This window comes from Microvirga pudoricolor, assembly GCF_016892705.1.
Classification (GTDB): domain Bacteria; phylum Pseudomonadota; class Alphaproteobacteria; order Rhizobiales; family Beijerinckiaceae; genus Microvirga; species Microvirga pudoricolor.
The window spans coordinates 1,472,144-1,491,091 of sequence record NZ_JAFEMB010000001.1 but is presented as its reverse complement, the minus strand read 5'-3'; the positions used below and the strand labels follow the sequence as shown (position 1 = coordinate 1,491,091).

General features: G+C 67.7%; 16 protein-coding genes. 5 read left to right on the top strand and 11 right to left on the bottom strand.

The annotated features are described in order from the left end of the window. Nucleotides 1–61: 61 nt before the first annotated feature. The 5 genes from ILT42_RS06845 to ILT42_RS06825 all read right to left on the bottom strand — a co-directional run bounded on the left by ILT42_RS06845 (nucleotide 62) and on the right by ILT42_RS06825 (nucleotide 7,837). Entirely contained in the window at nucleotides 62–403 is a 342-nt protein-coding gene (locus ILT42_RS06845) for an antibiotic biosynthesis monooxygenase family protein (RefSeq protein WP_204214689.1), read from the bottom strand. Nucleotides 404–484: 81 nt separating this feature from the next. Then, entirely contained in the window at nucleotides 485–1,372 is an 888-nt protein-coding gene (locus ILT42_RS06840) for a cation diffusion facilitator family transporter (protein ID WP_204214688.1), read from the bottom strand. A gap of 167 nt (nucleotides 1,373–1,539) precedes the next feature. Further along, on the bottom strand, nucleotides 1,540–3,537 hold the full coding sequence (locus ILT42_RS06835; RefSeq protein WP_204214687.1) for a CHASE2 domain-containing protein: 1,998 nt from the start codon (nucleotides 3,535–3,537) through the stop codon (nucleotides 1,540–1,542). A gap of 114 nt (nucleotides 3,538–3,651) precedes the next feature. After that, complete coding sequence (locus ILT42_RS23050) at nucleotides 3,652–7,287, bottom strand: FecR domain-containing protein (protein ID WP_204214686.1); 3,636 nt, start codon at nucleotides 7,285–7,287, stop codon at nucleotides 3,652–3,654. Nucleotides 7,288–7,456: 169 nt separating this feature from the next. After that, nucleotides 7,457–7,837: a response regulator gene (locus ILT42_RS06825; protein ID WP_204214685.1), complete on the bottom strand. Its 381-nt coding sequence runs from the start codon at nucleotides 7,835–7,837 to the stop codon at nucleotides 7,457–7,459. 266 nt (nucleotides 7,838–8,103) lie between these two features. Between ILT42_RS06825 and ILT42_RS06820 the strand changes: the two genes are divergently transcribed. The 3 genes from ILT42_RS06820 to ILT42_RS06810 all read left to right on the top strand — a co-directional run bounded on the left by ILT42_RS06820 (nucleotide 8,104) and on the right by ILT42_RS06810 (nucleotide 10,438). Then, nucleotides 8,104–9,057: a glycine betaine ABC transporter substrate-binding protein gene (locus ILT42_RS06820; protein ID WP_204214684.1), complete on the top strand. Its 954-nt coding sequence runs from the start codon at nucleotides 8,104–8,106 to the stop codon at nucleotides 9,055–9,057. Between the two features lie 135 nt (nucleotides 9,058–9,192). Continuing rightward, the gene (locus tag ILT42_RS06815) at nucleotides 9,193–9,666 is read left to right on the top strand and encodes a tellurite resistance TerB family protein (RefSeq protein WP_204214683.1); all 474 of its coding nucleotides are present in this window, start codon (nucleotides 9,193–9,195) and stop codon (nucleotides 9,664–9,666) included. Then, a complete protein-coding gene (locus ILT42_RS06810; RefSeq protein WP_204214682.1) occupies nucleotides 9,659–10,438 on the top strand; it encodes a glutamine amidotransferase in 780 nt (259 codons plus the stop codon). The genes ILT42_RS06815 and ILT42_RS06810 overlap by 8 nt, the downstream gene beginning before the upstream one ends. A 12-nt stretch (nucleotides 10,439–10,450) precedes the next feature. Here the strand turns inward: ILT42_RS06810 and ILT42_RS06805 are convergent, their stop codons facing one another. Then, complete coding sequence (locus ILT42_RS06805; protein WP_204214681.1) at nucleotides 10,451–11,887, bottom strand: helix-turn-helix domain-containing protein; 1,437 nt, start codon at nucleotides 11,885–11,887, stop codon at nucleotides 10,451–10,453. A gap of 185 nt (nucleotides 11,888–12,072) precedes the next feature. On the opposite strand from ILT42_RS06805, the gene aceA reads away from it, so the two are divergent. Continuing rightward, nucleotides 12,073–13,389 carry an isocitrate lyase gene (aceA, locus tag ILT42_RS06800; protein WP_204214680.1) on the top strand — a complete coding sequence of 439 codons (1,317 nt, stop codon included), beginning with the start codon at nucleotides 12,073–12,075 and terminating at the stop codon, nucleotides 13,387–13,389. Nucleotides 13,390–13,413: 24 nt separating this feature from the next. Further along, nucleotides 13,414–13,617: a DUF4170 domain-containing protein gene (locus ILT42_RS06795; RefSeq protein ID WP_204214679.1), complete on the top strand. Its 204-nt coding sequence runs from the start codon at nucleotides 13,414–13,416 to the stop codon at nucleotides 13,615–13,617. A 70-nt stretch (nucleotides 13,618–13,687) separates the two neighbouring features. Here the strand turns inward: ILT42_RS06795 and ILT42_RS06790 are convergent, their stop codons facing one another. The 5 genes from ILT42_RS06790 to ILT42_RS06770 all read right to left on the bottom strand — a co-directional run bounded on the left by ILT42_RS06790 (nucleotide 13,688) and on the right by ILT42_RS06770 (nucleotide 18,946). Next, the gene (locus ILT42_RS06790) at nucleotides 13,688–15,421 is read right to left on the bottom strand and encodes a cadherin-like domain-containing protein (protein WP_204214678.1); all 1,734 of its coding nucleotides are present in this window, start codon (nucleotides 15,419–15,421) and stop codon (nucleotides 13,688–13,690) included. A 225-nt stretch (nucleotides 15,422–15,646) separates the two neighbouring features. After that, nucleotides 15,647–16,435, bottom strand: a complete 789-nt coding sequence (locus ILT42_RS06785; protein WP_204214677.1) for an ABC transporter ATP-binding protein — start codon at nucleotides 16,433–16,435, stop codon at nucleotides 15,647–15,649. Next, nucleotides 16,432–17,208 carry an ABC transporter permease gene (locus ILT42_RS06780; protein WP_204214676.1) on the bottom strand — a complete coding sequence of 259 codons (777 nt, stop codon included), beginning with the start codon at nucleotides 17,206–17,208 and terminating at the stop codon, nucleotides 16,432–16,434. The genes ILT42_RS06785 and ILT42_RS06780 overlap by 4 nt, the downstream gene beginning before the upstream one ends. A 70-nt stretch (nucleotides 17,209–17,278) precedes the next feature. Continuing rightward, nucleotides 17,279–18,220, bottom strand: coding sequence for an ABC transporter substrate-binding protein (locus tag ILT42_RS06775; protein WP_204214675.1), 942 nt, complete (start codon nucleotides 18,218–18,220; stop codon nucleotides 17,279–17,281). A gap of 150 nt (nucleotides 18,221–18,370) precedes the next feature. Continuing rightward, on the bottom strand, nucleotides 18,371–18,946 hold the full coding sequence (locus tag ILT42_RS06770; protein WP_204214674.1) for a HutD/Ves family protein: 576 nt from the start codon (nucleotides 18,944–18,946) through the stop codon (nucleotides 18,371–18,373). Nucleotides 18,947–18,948 lie beyond the last annotated feature (2 nt).

The window sequence follows — 18,948 nt, the reverse complement described above, 5'->3', positions numbered from 1 at the left end:
GGACCCGGCATAGGCTTCTAGCCTTTCAGGCCGGGCGATCAACCCGCCCCGGTTCGAAACCTCAGGCCGCGACGCTCTTGCCGTCCCGGGTGACGGTCTGGATCACCTCGAAGCCCTCGAACTGGGGATGCTCGATGTAGAGCGCCGCCCGTCCGCCGGGCGCCGCGTTCCGGTGCGCGGCCCGGAAGGCCTCGGACTTGGTCCAGCCCTCGAAGGCCTCACGGCTCGCCCAGACCGTGTGGGACGAATAGAGAACGTGATCGTCCTTTGAGGGACCGCGCAGGAGATGGAATTCGACGAAACCCGGCACCGTATGAAGGTGCACCTCCCGCGACATCCACATCTCCTCGAAGGCGGAAGCTTGATCGGGCGCGACCTTGAAGCGGTTCATGGCGATGAACATGGAAAGCTCTCCTTCGGGGCCAGCCTGGCGTGGCGGCCGGGGCCCTCTTATAGGGGCGGCTCGCGCCGAGATCGAGGCGCCTTACAGCACCACGATCCCGGCATGCTTGGCCTTGTTGTCGGGTTCCACGTGGATGGTGATGAGGGCATCCTCCACCTCCGCCTTCAGGGCCCGCTCCAGCCGGTCGCAGATGTCGTGAGCGTCCGTCACGCTCATTTGGCCCGGCACCACGAGATGGAAGTCGATGAAGGTCATCCGGCCCGCGTGACGGGTGCGCAGGTCGTGTGCCTCGATGGCGCCCTCCGCATTGGCCGAGATCGCCTCCCGGACGCGGACCAGGACGGATTCCGGCACCGCCTCGTCCATGAGGCCGCTCAGGCTCTCCTTCACGAGCCCCCAGCCGGACCACAGGATGTTGACCGCCACCAGGGCCGCCAGGATGGGATCGAGGATGGTGAGCCCCGTCGCGAGGGCGAGACCGATGCCGATGATCACCCCGATCGAGGTCACCACGTCGGCCAGGAGATGGCGTCCGTCCGCGATGAGGGCGGGGGACCGGAAGGCTCGGCCCTGGCGAATCAGGGTCCAGGACCAGGCCGCGTTGATGAGGCTCGCGGCGCCGTTGATGGCGAGGCCCAGCCCCGGTGCCTCCAGGGGTTTGGGCGCCAGGAAGCCGAAATAGGCCTCCCGCAGGATCGACAGGGCCGCCAGGATGATGAGCACGCCCTCCAGCACGGCGGAGAAGTACTCCGCCTTGTGGTGGCCGTAGGGGTGGTTTGCGTCGGGCGGCGCGGCGCTGACCCGGATCGCGAAGAAGGCCACCACCGCCGTGACCACGTTGATGATGCTCTCGAGCGCGTCCGAATAGAGCGCGATGCTGCCCGTGACGTGGAAGGCCGCATATTTCAGCGCCAGCACCAGCGCTCCGACGACGATGCTGCCGAGGGCGAGTTTCTGCAGCTTGTCCATCGGTTCAGGTCTTTCCGGCTTGAACGGTCTTCGGTGACGCGGCTCCGGCCGCGGGAACGGCCTTATAGTCCGGGTTCCGGTCCGCGCAAGCCCTTGTTTTGACTTGCAAATGACTTGCAGCTGCAGGCCTTGGCCGAAGCGCTTCGAGACTCTTGGACTTTGCCGTTTCAGGGGGCCGACAATTTTTCGCGCAGCCGGGCGTAGTATTTGGAAAGCGCGGGCGCGAGGGCTTCGCAGCGGGGGATCAGCGCCAGGGCCTCGGCGGTCTCGCCCGCCTGGACGTGGCCCGTCAGCCGCGCATGCAGGGCCTCGGCTTCGGCCACGGCCGCATCGGCCCGGCCCGAGGCCGGCGTCAGCACGGTGTAGATCGCCGATTGGGTGGTCCGCCCGCGCACGGCGATCCGGTCGAGCTCCACCAGCACGTAATCGTCGCGCACGGCCTCCGCCGTGCTGGGCCCCAGAATGACCGAGACGCCGTATTCCTTCGACAGGCCTTCCAGCCGCGAGGCGAGGTTCACCGTGTCGCCCAGTACGGAATAATCGTAGCGCCAGCGCGACCCCACATTGCCCACCACGCAGTCGCCGGTGTTGACGCCCACGCCCACGGCGAAGACCGGCGCGCTCTCGCCGCTCTCCCCCTTGAGCACGGCGTTCAGGTCCTTGACGGCCTCGATCATGCGAAGCGCCGCCTGCACGGCCCGGTGCGGGTGGTCGTGGGCCGGCAGGGGCGCGTTCCAGAACGCCATCACGCAGTCGCCCATGTACTTGTCGATGGTGCCGCCTTCCGCCATCACGGCCTCCGAGAGCGGGTCGAGCAGGCGGTTGATGAGGGTGGTGAGCTTCTCGGGCTCGTCCTTCAGGCGCTCGGACAGGCTCGTGAACCCCCGCACGTCGCAGAACAGGATCGACAGGGTGCGCCGCTCGCCGCCGAGCTTGAGGGCCGAGGGGTTGCGGGCGAGCTGCTTGACGAGATCCGGCGGCAGGTAGCGGGAGAACGCCGTGGAGACCGTGCGCCGCAGGTGGCGTTCCTGCATGTAGTCCAGCCCGAAGCGGGTGCCGAACACGCCGAGCATCGCGGCGGCGGGCAGCGCCGGCGGCGCCCAGAGCCGCCCATAGCGCAGGAGCAGCCAGGATCCGAGGATCAGGCCCGCGAGGGCCAGCACGGCCCGGATCACCGCCCGCCAGGACATGCCGGTGCCGCAAAGCAGCATCGCCAGGAAGGCGGCGGCGATCACCAGCCCGGCCATGGCGGGGCGCGCGACGGGCGTGATGAACAGCCCGTGGCGGAGGTTGTCCAGGATCGTGGCCTGGATCTCGACGCCTGCCGTCACGGTGTTGTCCGCAAGCGTGTAGGGCGTCGGAAAGGTATCGGCCGCGCCGCTGTCGGGCGTCGGGGCGGCCTTGAGGCTCAGCCCCACGAAGACGATGCGGTCCTTGAAGAAGCCCTTGGGCAGGAACCCGTCGGGATCGAGGGCCTGGTAGTAGGAGACCGTCGGATAGGTGCGCGGTCCGCCGAAATACTGGATCAACGCGCCCTCGGGCGCTTCCGTCACGGGCAGGCCCGCCCGGTGCAGGGCCTGGGCGGCGAAGCTGTCGGGGACGGACGGCATGCGGCGCAAGGAGGCGTCGCCGTCGAGATCGACGGAGGTCACGCCCGGCACGGCGCCCGCCTCGGTCAGGTCGTCGATGGGCCCCACCCGCGACACCTGGGTGCCCTGCTCCATCACGGTGGTCACGTCGTCGGCCGCCAGCACCACGTCCGGCCCCATGGCGGCCGCGAGCGCCGCGTCGGCCTGAGGCGTCGAGGGCTCGGAGAAGATGATGTCCACCCCCACCACCTTGGCGCCCGCCGCCCGCAGCTTCTCCACCACGGTCCCGTGCAGGCTCCGGGGCCACGGCCAACGCTGCCCGATCTCCGCGAAGGACGGCTCGTCGATGGCCACGATCGTCACGCTGGGCTGGGGCGGCGTGAGGGGCGCGATCGTGGAGAACACGTCGAAGAGCCGTGCCTCCACCAGCCGGAACGGCGCCGCGAAGAGGAGCGGGACCAAGAGGGCCGCGATGAGGGCCGCGAGCCCGAGATTGCGCCAGGGCGAAGCGGGCGCCCCCGCGAGGTCCTCGTCCGCCAGATGGGCGGGCCGGACCGGTCTTGGCGTGGAGGCCACGCCTAGAGCCTCGGACCCGAAAGGGGGCCCGCTTTTGGGATGTTTCCGATGCTCCACCCTCTTGGAAGCGCATCGTTCGGGGAGAAAACCGGGTCCACTTGTCCGCCCGCTGCGCTAGAACCGGGCCCGCACCGAAGCCGCCACGGTGCGGCCCGCCCCCGGAATCCCGGGGGCCAGCTCGTAATCGGCGTCGAGCAGGTTGAGGAGCGTGACGCCGAACAGGAGGCGGCGGTCGGCGGTCTCCCAGGTGATCGACGCGTCTGTGGTCCAGTAATCGTCGAGCTTGGCGCCGAACAGGCTGCCCTTCAGGTCGCCGTAATAGGTTTCCGCCACGGTCAGCTTCAGGCGGCTCGGATGCACGAAGGTCAGGCCGGCCCGGGCGAATCGGCCGGGGATGAACGGCACGTCGTTGCGCAGGCCGTCCCCCGCCGTGATCTCCGTATCCGTGAAGCCCACGGTGCCGAACAGGCCGATGCCGGAGCCGAGCCAGACATTCGCTGTGGCGGCGAGCCGGTCGACCCGCGCCTTGTCCACGGAGAGGCTGTCGAAGGTGTTCGAGACCGGAAGGCTCAAGGCGTCGACCCGCTGGCGCTGGTATTCCACCGCCGTGAAGACATGGGGCGACCATTCGGCGTCCCAGCGCAGGGCGAGGGTGTTGGTTTCGCCGCCCAGCGAGACCGGCAGCACGTTGGGCACGAGGCCCACCGTGGTGATGGGCGAGAGCGTGAAGGGCAGGGCGAGGCTGCCCTCCCGGCGATAGGCCGCGCGCAGCCACTGGCCCTCCACGGGCGACACGCCCACGCCCACCCGCGGCGAGACCGCGATGTCGTCGTTCTGGCCCTCGATGTCCAGGAAGGTGCGCTGCACCCCGGCCTGGGCCTCGAACCGGTCGGAGGGGCGCCAGAACAGGTCGGCGTAGAGCCGCCCGGCCCGGAAGGACGCCGAGGCGGAATCGTCCACGGGGATGATCTCCGTGGTTCCATCGGTAAAGTCGATGTACCCGTTGCGGCCCAGGCTCCTGGCGCGGGTCTCGCCGTTCTGGCTCTCGATGCCGTATCGCAGGGTCCAGTCGCCGAACCCGATGGAATGGTTGAGGGCCGCCACCACGCCCTCGATTTTGGTCCCCTGCCAGAGCTCGCTGGCCACGAAGATCGGGAAGGCCTCCAGGCTGCTTTGCTGGGAAAACCGCTTGTCGAGGCCCCGATAGGCATAGATTGCGGCGGTGAGCACGTTGCGGTCGGCGAAGCTGTGGCTCCAGCCTCCGCCGAGCTGGAGCGTCGTGGTGTCCTGCCGGCCCGCGAACGTGCGCAGGGTCTCGTTGATGGTGGCGAGGCCGGGCGCGTTTTTCGTCGCGGATCCGAAGACCAGGAAGCGGTCCGCCGCCGAGGGCGCGGCGCCGATGAAGAACGAGGCGTTGTCGAGGCTGTCGCGGTCGATGGCGTCCTTGGCGTCGAGGCGGGTGCGCCCGGCCGTCAGCGCCACCGAGGTGGGGATCGGGTCGTTGGAGAAGGCCTGAACCTGGGCCTCCGTCTCCCAGCCGATCCGCCCGCCCCGGAACAGCATGCTGCCGCCCATCTCCGCATCGAGGAACGGGCGGCGCAGGAGGTCGAGGCGGCCGATCCGGCCCGAGACCGCGAGCGGGTCGAAGAACAGGCCCTGCAGGATCAGGTTATAGGCCGTCAGGTCGGCGCTGAGGCCCTGCACGGCGTCCAGGGTCGGGCGGGCGACGAGAAGGCTGTCGCGCCGGGCCGCCGACTGGTCGAAATAGCTCGACCCGATGAAGGGGTCGAAGGTGCGATCGCCGTAGAAGCGGCCCCATTCGTCGAGGCTCAGGAAACGGTAGGCCTGGGCCGGGAAGGAGCCGCCCTGCTTGTTGACCGCGAGCCCCGCGAAGTCGCCGCCGCGCTGCCGGAAGCGGCGCACCGCCTCCCGGGCCGCCACCACGGCCTCGTCGGCCCGGTACTGGTCGATGGCGATGGCCGTGCGGGCGATGGACACGATGGGGTCGTTCGGGTCGAGCCGGTCCGCGTTGTCGAGGGCCTGCTGGGCCTCGGCCTCTTCGCCGTTCTGGTAATAGGCAATGGCCGCCGCGAGCAGCCCTTGCGAATAGGCCGGGTTGGCGGCCGAGCCGGCCAGGATCGCCTCCAGGCCGGCAGCCGCCTCGCCCTTCTGGAGCAGATAGCGGCCCCGGGCCACGTAGCCCACGTGGAAGGCCGGATCGAGGGCGAGCGCCTTGTCGATGAGGGCGCCGGCCTCGTCGACCCGGTTCTGGTCCAGGAGCAGGAAGGCCAGGTTGGCATAGGAGACGGGGCTTTCCGGATCCTCCGCGATGGCCCGCCGCAGGGCCTCTTCGGCGGCGAGCGGCCGGTCCCGATCCGACTCGAACAGCCCGATGGCGTTCCAGATGTTGGAGTTGCCCGGCGCGATGGCGGCCGCCCGGCGCAGGTCCGCCAGGGCGGCGTTGACCTCGCCGTCCACGTCGCCCCGGATCCCGCTATGGGCCGCGATCACGTTCGGGTCGTCGGGGTCGATGGCCGCCGCCCGGTTGATGGAAGCCCGCATCTCCTCGCGCCGGTTGAGCGCGAAGGCCACCTGGGCGGCCGCCACGGCGATGCGGGTGTCGTTGGGAAACCGCTTCTCCGCCGCCTTCAGGACCTCGGAGGCGGCGTTCAGGTCCTGCCGGAAGGCCACGATATAGGCGTGGGCGAGCGCGCCGAGCGGTTCGTTGCTGCCGATGCGCGGCTCGGGAAAGACCTTTTTCGGGTCGGCGAGCGACTGGGCGACGTAGCGCCCGTAGGCCGCGAGGACCCGCCGCTTTGGGTCGACGCCGCGCTCGGCGCGGGCAAACAGGGCGGCGGCCTCGGTCCAGCGCTGCTGCGAGCCCCGGATCACCGCCTCGGCCAGATCCGCCCGCGCGCGCTGGGACGCGCTCAAGGGTCGGCCCCGCGCCTCAGCCAGGGCCCGGATGGCGGCGGCGCGGCCGTCGAGATAGGGGGCGATCTCGGCCAGGCTCAGCCAGTCCTCCGCGCTGCGGGACCCCGGCGGCACCGCCTCGATCCGGGCGCGCTCCTGGCGCAGGGCCGGGCCTTCCAGGGAGGTGGTCGGCAGGGACGTGAAGGCGTCGCGCAGGGTCAGGTAGAACAGCATCTGCTCGCGGTCGTTGGAGTTCACGAGCACGAACTTGGTGGGGGCCTGACCGATGGACGCCACCGCGCCCTCGCCCTGCCGCACCGTGACGGAGCCTTGCGGGTTGCGCAGCTCCACCACGCCTTCCAGCACGATCAGCGAGGTCCGGCTGCCCTCCACGGACAGCGACCAGTCGGTGCCGCGAATCGCCGCCACGGCGGCGGGGGTGCGGACGTCGACCCCCGATCCGCCCCGGGAGGCGCGGGCCCAGACATTGCCGGACTGAAGGTCGAGCTGGGTGCTTCCGCCCGCACCGGCGGCCACGTCCCGCACAGTGAGGGTCGAGTTGCGGCCGACGCGGATCTGCGTCTGGTCGGCAAAGAGGATCGCCAGATTGCCGATGGCGTTGGTGCGCAAGGTATCGCCGTCGATGAGGCTCTGCCGGAGTTCCGCCGGCCGCCAGGCGCTCTCCTGGACGAATTTCAGCTCCTCGCCGCCTTTGGCGGCCACGATCGCGCCGGCGGCCGGATTCGCGCGCGGGACGGGCGTCTGGGCCGAGGCGGCGCCTGCCAGGAGGGCAAGCGTGCTGGTGGCTGCGACGAGCCGCAGGAGGCGACGGGACATGGAATTCGATCCGAAAGGCTATAGTCTAGCGAAGGTGGGCACCTTACCTATCGCGAGGCCTAGTTCAAAGCGGAATCCATTCCCTCATGGATGTGCCGGAGAGCACAACCCGCATGTCGTTCCATGGTTAAGGTCAGGCGGCCGGTTCACGGCCGCGGTGGCGGCCGGTTCAGGCCGCGGAGCCGTCCTGCCGGGCCATCAGCAGCTTCTGCTTCAGGTCGTTTTGGGCGAAGGGCTTCTGGAGCACGGGGCGGTTGCGGAACGCGTCCTTGATGCCAGCGCTGCCGTAGCCCGTGGAGAACACGAACGGGATCTTGCGCGCGTCGAGGGCCTCGGCGACGGGATAGATCGGCTCGCCCGCGACGTTCACGTCCAGGATGGCAAGATCCACCTTCTCCCGCGTCACCGCGTCCAGCGCCGCCGCGAGGCGGGCGGCCGGGCCGATCACCTCGCAGCCGAAATCGAGCAGCATGTCCTCCAGGAGGAGGGAAATCGCCGCTTCGTCCTCGACAACCAGAATACGGAGCCCCTGTAGATCGTCCGCGCTCATCAGGCCTTCAGTCACCAATTCTTCTTTCTTTTGCGATCGTATCCGGCTTTCGCGAGGCGTGCCCACAGGACTTCTCCTGTGGGATTCACCTATGGACGAAAGCGTCCCGGAATCAAATGATTTCTATCACTAGATAGAGCCCTCGGGGAAGATGGCCAAGCTCACGATCCGGTGCGGCGTTTGCGCTTGAACCACACCCTCGGCTGGGTCACATATGTTATCGTGCGTCGACCGCCAAAAGGGGCGGTCCCAGGCAGGGGGCCAATGTGAAACGGACGTGGGTTGCGGCTGTGAGCGCAGGCCTGGCCCTTCTGGCGTGGTCGACGCCTGTCCTGGCGCAGCCCAGGGCGCCCGCGCCGGGTTCCCAGGCGAAATCGCCCGTCGTCGTCGCGTCCAAGATGGATACGGAAGGCGCGCTTCTGGGCAGCATGATCGCCCTCGTCCTCGACCGGCAGGGAATTCCCGTCGAGACCCGCATCCCGTTCGGGCCCACCAAGGCCGTGCGGGAGGCCATCCTGTCCGGAGCCGTCGACATCTACCCGGAATATACCGGCAACGGCGCGTTCTTTCACGGTTCGGAGACGGACGGGGGCTGGCGCAGCGCCGCGTACGCCTTCGAAACCGCCAAGCGGCTGGACCTTGCCCGGCACGATCTGGTCTGGCTCGACCGGGCTCCCGCCAACAACACGTGGCTCATCGCGCTGCGGGGCGACGTAGCCCGGCGCCATGACCTGAGGACCATGGAGGACTTCGCCCGGGTGTCCCCCGGCCTCGATGCCGTCATCCTGGCGGCGTCCCAGGAATTCGTCGAAAGCCCGGCGGCCCTGCCCGCCTTCGAGGAAACCTACGGCTTCCGGTTCCCCCGCGAGCGCATCGTCCTGCTGCCGGGAGGCGACACGGCCGTGACCATGCGGGCGGCGGCGCAGAAAACCCAGGGTGTCACCGCCGCGATGGTCTACGGCACCGACGGCGCCATCGCGGCTTTCGACCTCGTGGTCATGGCCGATGTGCGGGGCGCCCAGATCGTCTATGAGCCCGCGCCCGTCGTGCGCGGCGAGGTCCTGCGATCCTATCCGGGGATCGGCAAGGCACTTGCGCCCGTCTTCTCGTCCCTCACCTTGAACCGCCTGCAATCCCTCAACGCGCAGATCGCCATCGAGGGGCTGTCGGCCCAAGAGGTGGCCAGGGGCTATCTCGAACAGAACGGCTTCCTGCGCTAATCCCGCGCCGGCCGCATCGCTCGGTCCCCGACCCCTTCTTCGGGCCGTTCGTGACATCCGTTCCTTGCGCGATGGCGGATCAGCCATGCGGCGGAGGGCCTTGCGGGATGGCGGACTTCTTGGAACAATCGGGCCATGTCCCTGATGGCAAACCTGCGCGAACTGTTCCACGATGCGCTCGGATTGGCCGAGACCGCGCCCGATCACGAGGAGCGCCTGACCGTTGCGGCTCTGCTGCTGCTCGTCGCCCATGCGGATGGGCGCATGCTCAAGGTCGAGGAGCGCAGCCTGCCGGTTCTGCTGCGGTCCTATTTCGGCGTCGACGAGGATGTGGCGGCCCGCCTGCTCGATCAGGCCGCCGACCTGAGCGCCGGCACCGACCCGGCGATTTCGCTTGCCGACCGGATCTCCCACGACGTTCCGGCCGCCGAGCGTCCCCGGCTCCTCGCCCTGGCCTATCGGGTGGCGGTGGTGGACGGACAGGTGCACGAGTTCGAGGACGACCTGATCTGGCGCATCGGACGGCTGCTCGGCCTGGACGACACCGCCATCGCGGCGATCAGGACGAACGCCATCCGCAACCTGGTGGCGGGTCCCTCCCGTGGCTGAGCCGGTCGCCAGGGACCCGGTCCTGAAGAGTCCGGTCCTGATCGTCCTGCACCAGGAGCACTCCACCCCGGGGCGCGTGGGCCGTCTTCTCCTGGAGCGCGGGCACCCGCTGGACATCCGCCGCCCGCGTTTCGGCGATCCCCTGCCCGAGACCCTGGCGGGCCACGCGGGCGCGGTCGTCTTCGGCGGGCCAATGAGCGCCAACGACCCGGACGACTTCATCCGGGCCGAGATCGATTGGATCGGCGTGGCGTTGAAGGAAGAGAAGCCGTTCCTCGGCCTGTGCCTCGGGGCCCAGATGCTCGCCCGCCACATGGGCGCTCCGGTCTGGACTCATCCGGGCGGGCGCGCCGAGATCGGCTATTATCCGCTCCTGCCCACGGAATCCGGCCGCTCCCTGAGCGAGGCCTGGGGGGTGCCGTGGCCGGGGCATGTCTATCACTGGCACCGGGAGGGGTTCGATTGCCCGGCGGGCGCCCAGACGCTCGCCACGGGCGATGATTTCCCAACCCAGGCCATCAGCGTGGGGCGCCGGGCCTTCGGGCTGCAGTTCCATCCCGAGGTCACCCACGCCATGATCTGCCGCTGGACCGTGAAAGCCTGGGAGCGCCTCGCCATTCCAGGCGCACAGGACCGCGCGCGCCAGATCGAGGGCCGCTTCCAGCACGATCCGCACGTGTCCCGCTGGCTCGACCGATTCCTCGATCATTGGCTCGAGGACACGATGCCGGCCGCCGACGCGGCGCAGCCGAGGGCGCTCAAGCGGGCCTGAGCGGCGCCTTCCTCACGACGCGTCGAAGGTGAAGGGCGAGACGCCGCGCGTCATCTCGTCCACGGTCAGCCTGTGCATGAGCGGCGGCGCGGCGCGCTGCGGGCAGGCGAGGCGTTCGCACAGGCGGCAGTTGATGCCGATGGGCGTCGGATCCGGCGCCGTCAGGTCGAGCCCGCGCGCATAGACGAGACGGTGGGCGTATTTCAGCTCGCATCCGAGCCCGACCGCGAATTGCGGATCGGGCACGCCCCATGGGTTGGAGGCCCGGCGCACCGCGCGCGCGATGGAGAACCAACGCGACGTATCGGGCAGCTCCACGATCTGCGTGACGATCTGGCCCGGCGTCTTGAAGGTGGCGTGCACGTTCCACAGCGGGCAGGTGCCGCCGTATTGCGAGAACGGGAAGCGCCCCGACGAGAAGCGCTTGGACACGTTGCCGGCGGAATCCACGCGCACGAGAAAGAACGGAATGCCCCGCGCGCCGGGCCGGGCCAGGGTGGTGAGCCGGTGCGCCACCTGCTCGAAGCTGGCGCCGAACCGCGCGCTCAGCACGTCCACGTCGTAGCCCATGGCCTCCGCGGCCGCATGGAACTTCGCGTAAGGCATCATCAGGGCGCCCGCGAAGTAGTTGCCCAGGGAGACTTTCAGCAGGCGCCGCGCGGGGCCGTCCTGCGCCTCGAGGCCCTGCGCCAGCGCGTCGATGGTCTCGCGCATCTCCGCGAAGGCGAGCTGGTACGCGGCCTGGAAGGTGCGGCCCGAGCCGTCCACGAGTTCGGAGATGAGAAGCTGGCGCCGGTGGTGATCATAGCGGCGCAGCGAATCCGACATGACGTCGATGGGCATCACGCGCACCCGGATGCCGTGCTTGGCGCGCAGGCGATCCGCGATGGCGTAGAACGGCTCGTGGCCCGTGAGCTGCAGGTCGGACGCGAGCGCTTCGGCGGCTTCGTCCAGTTCGGCGAAATGGTTCTTGGCCTCGTGGACGAGGTCGCGCACGCGCTCGACCGGGTTCTCCTGCGGGGCGTCCTCGGCCCGGTCGCGGTCGCGCAGGAACGGCGACGAGACCTCGCCGGCGCCGCGCATGGACACGTAGGCGCGGTAGAGACGGTTGATGGCCTCCGCGACGCTGGGCGCGTTCTCCACGGTCTCGCGCAGCTCCAGCCGCGACACGGGCGCGCTGCGGAACAGGGGATCGGCGAAGACCTCCTCCAGGTCCGAGATGCCGCGCTCGTGGTCGTCGGTGGCGAATTCGCGCGGGTCGAGCGAATAGGCATGGGACAGGCGGATGAGCACCTGCGCCGTGATGGGGCGCTGGTTGCGCTCCATGAGGTTGAGGTAGCTCGGCGAGAGGCCGAGCTCCTCGGCCATGCGGGCCTGGCTCAGGTTGCGCTCCCGCCGCAGCCGTTTGAGGCGCGGACCGACGAAAAGTTTTCGGGCGTCATCCAGCATTGTAAATTTCTTTACAGAATGACAGCGCTAAGCATGTCGTTGTGTGACAGCATGACTTCTCGTCTCCGTTTCGTCGTTGAAACCTGCGACCCCTCAGGCATTATTGCTTCAGTGAGCCGCGGGCCTCCCTGAGGATTGTGGACCAGCTCTGGCTCTTGTCAAGAAATGTAAAGGTACGAAGCGCCATGCAGCCCAACCGTCCGACCTCCTTCGACGATCTCGTTCCCGGTGCGCCCGAGGGCCGCTATGACGGCCTGCGCCGGCCCTATTCGCTGGACGACGTGCTCAAGCTGCGCGGCTCCGTGACTGTCGCCCATACGCTCGCCGAGCGTGGCGCCCGGCGCCTCTGGGAGCAACTGCGGACCCAACCCTACATCCACTCTCTCGGCGCCATGACGGGCAACCAAGCCATGCAGATGGCCCGCGCGGGCCTCCAGGCGATCTATCTGTCGGGCTGGCAGGTGGCGGCGGATTCGAACGTGGCGGGCGCCATGTATCCGGACCAGTCGCTCTACCCGGCCAATTCCGGTCCCGAGCTGTGCCGCCGCATCAACCGCACGCTCCAGCGCGCCGACCAGATCGAGCATGCGGAAGGCGGCGCCTCCCGCGACTGGTTCCTGCCGATCGTGGCGGATGCGGAGGCCGGCTTCGGCGGGCCCCTCAACGCCTTCGAGATCATGAAGGCCTATATCGAGGCGGGCGCGGCGGCGGTGCATTTCGAGGACCAGCTCGCCTCTGAGAAGAAATGCGGGCATCTCGGCGGGAAGGTGCTGATCCCGACCTCGGCCCATGAGCGCAATCTCACGGCGGCGCGGCTCGCCGCCGACGTGATGGGCACCTCGACCCTCGTCATGGCCCGCACCGATGCGGAATCGGCCCGGCTCATCACCTCCGACGTGGACGAGCGCGACCGACCCTTCATCGAGCCCGACAGCCGCACGCCGGAAGGTTTCTACCGGCTCAAGGAGGGCACCGGCCTCGACCATTGCATCGCCCGAGGCCTCGCCTATGCGGAGCTCGCCGATCTCCTGTGGTGGGAAACCTCGCATCCGGATCTCGACGATGCCCGCAAGTTCGCCGAGGCCGTGCACAAGAAGCACCCTGGCAAGCTCCTGGCCTATAATTGCTCGCCGTCCTTCAATTGGAAGAAGAAGCTCGACGAGGCGACCATCGCCAAGTTCCAGCGCGAGCTCGGCGCCATGGGCTACAAGTTCCAGTTCGTGACGCTGGCGGGTTTCCACCAGCTCAACTACGGCATGTTCGACCTGGCGGACGGCTACCGCGACCGCGGCATGGCGGCCTATTCGGAACTGCAGCAGGACGAGTTCGCGTCGGAGAGCCGGGGCTATACCGCCACCCGCCACCAGCGAGAGGTGGGGACGGGATATTTCGACCAGGTGGCGATCGCCATCACGGGCGGCAAGTCGTCCACCACCGCCATGGGCGAATCCACCGAGACCGCGCAGTTCCACGATACGCCGAAGCTTCAGGCGGCCGAGTAATCCATATCGACAGGGAGACACACCATGCAGATCTCACGCTTCTGGGTCGTTGGCGGCGAGTACACCTCCACCGATTTCGACACCCTCATCGACGGTACCGAGCGCGTCGTGGGCCCCTTCGAGTCCCGCAGCGACGCGGAGCGAACCTGGAAGGTCATGTCCGAGGACCACCGCCCTCAAGCGCAGGTGCGCTTCACCATCGCGCAGGAACCGCACCCCGTCGGCTGATCGCGGGTGAGCGTCATGAAAAAGGCCCGGCGGGAACGCCGGGCCTTTTTCGTTGCCGAGCTTGTCGATCTCAGGCGATCATGAAGTCGTGCGAGATGTAGTTGTGGGCCTTGGCCAGGAAGTCGGAGCCGCTCACGCCGACGCTGGCGCCATCCTGCACCGCGGCCTTCAGGATGCTGAGAAGCTGGCCGTCCGTGACGTTCGCGCTGCCGTTGGTGGTACCGAACGAGCCGTTGTCCCAGAAGAACCACTTCATCGTCACGGAGGATTGCGACGGGCCCGACCCGAAGGTCAGCGTCAGGTCGCCCGCATTCCCGCCCGTGCCGCGGCTGGCATTGACGAAGTCGGAAGCGACGAGGCTCGTCAGGTCGGCGTCGTTGTCCCAGAACCCGGCTTTTGGGTTGAACGCCACGAGCTGGTCGCCTTCAGCGATGCGGAAGCCGTTGATCGTGTCGTTGCCCCAACCGGCCGCGTTGCCGGCCCGGTCGTCGAGGAACAGCGCGTACTTGTCGGCATTGTTGCCGCCCGTGTACTGGTCGTTGCCGTCCGAGAGCGCGCCCGCGACGCCGCCGAGCTGGAACTTGTTCAGGCCCCCGTTGGCGAACACCACGTCGTCGCCCGTGCCCAAGATGATGGTGTCGTTGCCGTTGCCGGCCGTGACCGTATCGTTGCCCTCGCCCGCATCGACGCGGTTGTTGCCGCCGTTGACGTGGATCGTGTCGGCACAGCATCCGCCCCAGACCAGGTCGTTGCCTTCGCCGGCCGTGATCGTGTCGGAGCCGTTGCCGCCGAAGATGATGTTGTTGCCGCCGTTGCCGTGGATCTGGTCGGCATTGTCGCCGCCGTCGAGCAGGTCGTCGCCGTTGCCGCCGGTGAGCATGTCGTTCCCGCTGCCGCCGAAGAGCTTGTTGTTGCCCTCTCCGCCATGCATCTGGTCGTTGCCCTTGCCGCCGATCATCAGGTCGCAGCCGTTGCCGCCGGACATGTTGTCGGCCGCATCCGTGCCGCGCAGGAAGTCGTTGCCGTTGCCGCCCCAGTAGCCGCCATAGACGGGGGCCTTCTGGATCGTGTCAAAGCCGCCGTAGGGCGCCTTGAAGGTGCCGGTGACGCTCGACGTGCCGTCGCTGACGGAGAACTCGAAGCTGTCGTACAGGGACGAGCTCGAGATGTCGCCGCCGAGGATCTGCACGTAGCCGCCGTCGATGTCGGCCTGGGTGAAGGTCGAGCCCTTCTCGGCCGGCACGCCGTGAATGAGGATCACGCCGTCCGACATCTTGGTGATGGTGTAGGTGAGCGGATCGCCGTTCGCGTCCGTGACCAGAAGATCGTCCGATCCGATCTTGACGCCAAGCTGGCAGGCGCCCAGCGCCGGCACGAGCTTATTGTTGACGACCACGGGGGGCGCGTTCACGAGCCGAATGTCCGAGAACTTGTACTCGCCGATGCCGATGAAGGACGGGATGCTGCCGATGAAGGGAACGGGGATCTTGTCGAGCTTCGTGACGACGGCCTTCACCGTATGGGTCCCGGCGCCGAGCAGGTAGTCGTTCAGGATGCCCTTGAAATGGCCTTCATCCGTCGTGGCGGTGGACCAGCCCACCAGAACGTCGTCGACATAGAGAGCGAACTCGGCCCCTTTCAGCGGTCCGTCGTCCTTCAGCTCGATGTCCAAGGTGCTGGCGGCTGCCAGATTGATGGACCAGGTCTTTTCGAGCGTCAGGTTGATCGAGTCGATGGGCCCTGTTCCATCGACCCAATTGAACACGCCACTCCCTCCGGTGACCGGATTGATCGCAATCGCCATGAATGTTTCCTCCAAGATTGAAGACGCTCGGAGACAGACCCGCTCCGGCGCCGGACGGCCCTCGGCTCGGGCCGTTGGCGTGACACTACAACCTTGGCCTCTGGCGGCCTTAATAAATGAGAGAATCAGCCCGTGACTTTGCGGACTAATCCATGATGAAGGACCGCGCCGCTAGCCATTTCGTCCTACCGATTGGGTGTATCATCCCCTCGGGCGTGAAGCGGATCAATGCGCCTCGGCCTGCAGCGCCTCGGCGCGGATCTCTTCCGTCAGCTGCGCCTTGAGGCTTGAGAATTCCGGGCTCGTTTTCATGCGGTAGTGGCGCGGATGGGGCAGGTCGACCGGGATGTCGGCCTTGATGCGGCCGGGCCGGGCCGTCATGACGATCACGCGGGATGCCAGGAAGATCGATTCCTCGATGTCGTGCGTGACGAACAGCACCGTCTTGCGCTCGCGCTCCCAGATGCCGAGCAGGAGTTCCTGCATCAGCGAACGGGTCTGATTGTCCAGCGCCCCGAACGGTTCGTCGAGGAGCAGGATCGCCGGGTCGTTGGCGAGCGCGCGGGCGATGGCCGTGCGCTGTTGCATGCCGCCCGAGAGCTGTTTCGGGTAATGGTTCTCGAAGCCGCGCAGTCCCACCTTCTCGGTGTAGGACGCCACGATCTCGCTTCGCTGCGCCTTCGGCAGGCCCTTCTCGCGCAGCCCATAGGCGATGTTCTCGGCGATCGTGAGCCACGGAAACAGCGTATAGGACTGGAACACCATGCCCCGATCCGCGCCCGGTCCCTTGATCTCCCGGTCGTTGAGCAGCACGCGCCCCGCGCTCGGCCGGTCGAGGCCCGCTACAATGCGCAGGAGCGTGGACTTCCCGCAGCCCGAGGGGCCGAGGATCGTGATGAAGTCGTTCTCGGCCACGGTGAGGTTCGTGGGCTCGAGCGCCCGCACGGGTGCGCCGCCGCGCACGCCCGGGAAAACCCGCGAGACCGTGTCGACCTTGAGGATGGTGCGCGTCATGCCAGCCGCCACGGGAAGAGAACTCGGTTGAGGGCCTTGAACAGGAAGTCGGAGATCAGGCCGATGATCCCGATCACGATGATGCCGAAGATCATCTGGCCGGTGGCGAGCAGCGCCTGGCTGTCGATGATCATGTGACCGATGCCGGAGGATGAACCGATGAGCTCGGCCACGATCACGTAGGTCCAGGCCCAGCCGAGCACGAGACGCAGGATTTCGGCGATGTCGGGCGCATTGGCCGGAATGAGCACGCGCTTCACCACGCCGGTATCGCTCGATCCCAGTGTATAGGCGGCTTCCACGAGGTCGCGGCGGGTGTTGCCGACGGCCACCGCCACCATGAGGATGATCTGGAAGAACGACCCGATGAAGATCACGAGCAGCTTCTGCATCTCGCCGATGCCCGCCCACAGGATCAGGAGCGGCACGAAGGCGGAAGCGGGCAGGTAGCGGGCGAAGGACACGAAGGGCTCGAGGAAGGCCTCGATCGGCTTGTAGGCGCCCATCATCACGCCGATGGGCACGGCGAAGAGCGCCGCCAGCACGAATCCGCCGACCACGCGCCATACCGTGATGCCGATATCCGACAGGAAGCCGAAGCGGGTGAGCAGCAGCCAGCCGTCCTGCACCATGGTGATGGGATCGGCCAGGAAGGTCTTCGACACGAAGCCGCCCAGCGTCGCGACCGCCCAGGCGGCCACGAAGAGGACGAAGAACGAAATGCCGAGCACGACGCGCGTGCCTTGGCTGACCGGTTCGAGAGGACGGGGCATGGATGCTCAGTCGTGTGATGGAGAAAAAGCGATGGCCCGCGCGAGGGCGGGCCATCGGGTAGAGCAGGATTTACTGAATGAAGGACGTATCGGCCAGCGCGTTCATGTCCGGCTTCTGCTTGATGACGCCGATCTCCAGGAGCAGGTCGGCGGCCTCGGCCGAGAAGGTCTTGAACTCGTTGTCGAAGAACGTCTTGTTGGCGGCCTTGTCCTGCCAGCGCAGGAATTGGGCCGACTTGCCGAACGCCTCGCCGGTCTGCTTCACGTCCGCGCCCATGATGTCGTAGGACTTGGCCTGGTCCTTGGCGATCATCTCCAGCGCTTCGAAATAGCTGTCGGCCAGCGCCTTGGCGGCCTTCGGATTGTCAGTCAGGAACTTCGGCGTGCAGCCGAAGGTGTCCATCACCATCGGGTAGTCGAGGGTGGTGGCGATGATCTTGCCGGCCTGCGGCGCGGCGCGCACGGAGGACAGGTAGGGCTCGTAGGTCATGGCGGCGTCGTTCTGGCCGGCGATGAAGGCCTGGGCGGCAGGACCCGGCTCCATGTTGACGACGGTCACGTCCTTCACGGACAGGCCGTTCTTCTTCAGCATCCAGGCCAGCGCGAAATACGGCGAGGTGCCGGGCGCGGAGGCCGCCACGGTCTTGCCCTTAATGTCCTTGATCGTCGCGATGTCGTTCTTGGTCACCATGCCGTCGGCGCCATAGCTCTTGTCGAGCTGGAAGATCTGCTTGGTGGGCACGCCGTTGGCGTTCCACACGATCCAGGTCTCCACCGTGGTGGCGGCGCATTGGATGTCGCCGGACTGGATCGCGAGGTGACGGCTTGCCTGCGGCACCTTCTTGATCGTGACGTCGAGGCCGTTCTTCTTGAAGATCCCGGCTTCCTTTGCGAGCGTCAGGGGCGCGAAGCCCGTCCAGCCCGAGATGCCGACCGTGACGCTCGTATCCTGCGCGGCGGCGGACCCGCCTGCCAGCGCCAAAAGGGCCAAACCACCCAAAACTGCTTTCATCGCGGACTCCCCTGTCCCTCTGGTTGTATCGCCTCGCTGCCGCCCTTCTGCGGGCTTGTCCGGCAGCTCACACGGCGGCCAGAATGGCATTCCGCGCCCCTTTGTCAAATGTATAGACATGTCCCAGTGCCGCATGTTTGCGCAACGGGACTAAACTTCGGGCGCGATCTCGACCAGCACCGCATTCCCTGTCCCGGACACCTGAATGATGTCAGACGTCCCATCGAGCGCCAGCGTGTCGAGGCGCCCGAGGGCATGAAGCTGCGCGCCCAGGGTGACATCGAGCGTCCCTTGGAGCGGGATGACGAAGGCGGTCCGCGTGCCTTCGGCAAGCAGCACGACGCCTGCCTCGACGCGGCGAACGCGATGGGAGAATAGTCCGCGCCGGGTCATGACGTTGAGGTCCCGGATCGGGCCGGCCAGAAGCGTGCCGGCCGTGGCGTCCGCGCCATCGAAGGACAGCTTGGCGCCGATCCGATCCAGGCGCGTGGGCACGCCTTCCACGGAAAGTTCGATCCCGTCGCCCTCCGCGAGAATCAAGGTCCGGTCGATGCCCGGGAACGCCGAGAACGGTCCGTCGGCCGCCACATCTGCCATGGAGAGGCGCCAGCCGAAGCTGTCGAAGCCGGAGCCCTCGGGATAGGCCAGGACCTCGGCCGTGGTGCCGCCGCCGTTCTTCCAGGGCACCCGGACGAGATCGGCGGCGCGGATGACCCTGGCCGTCATGG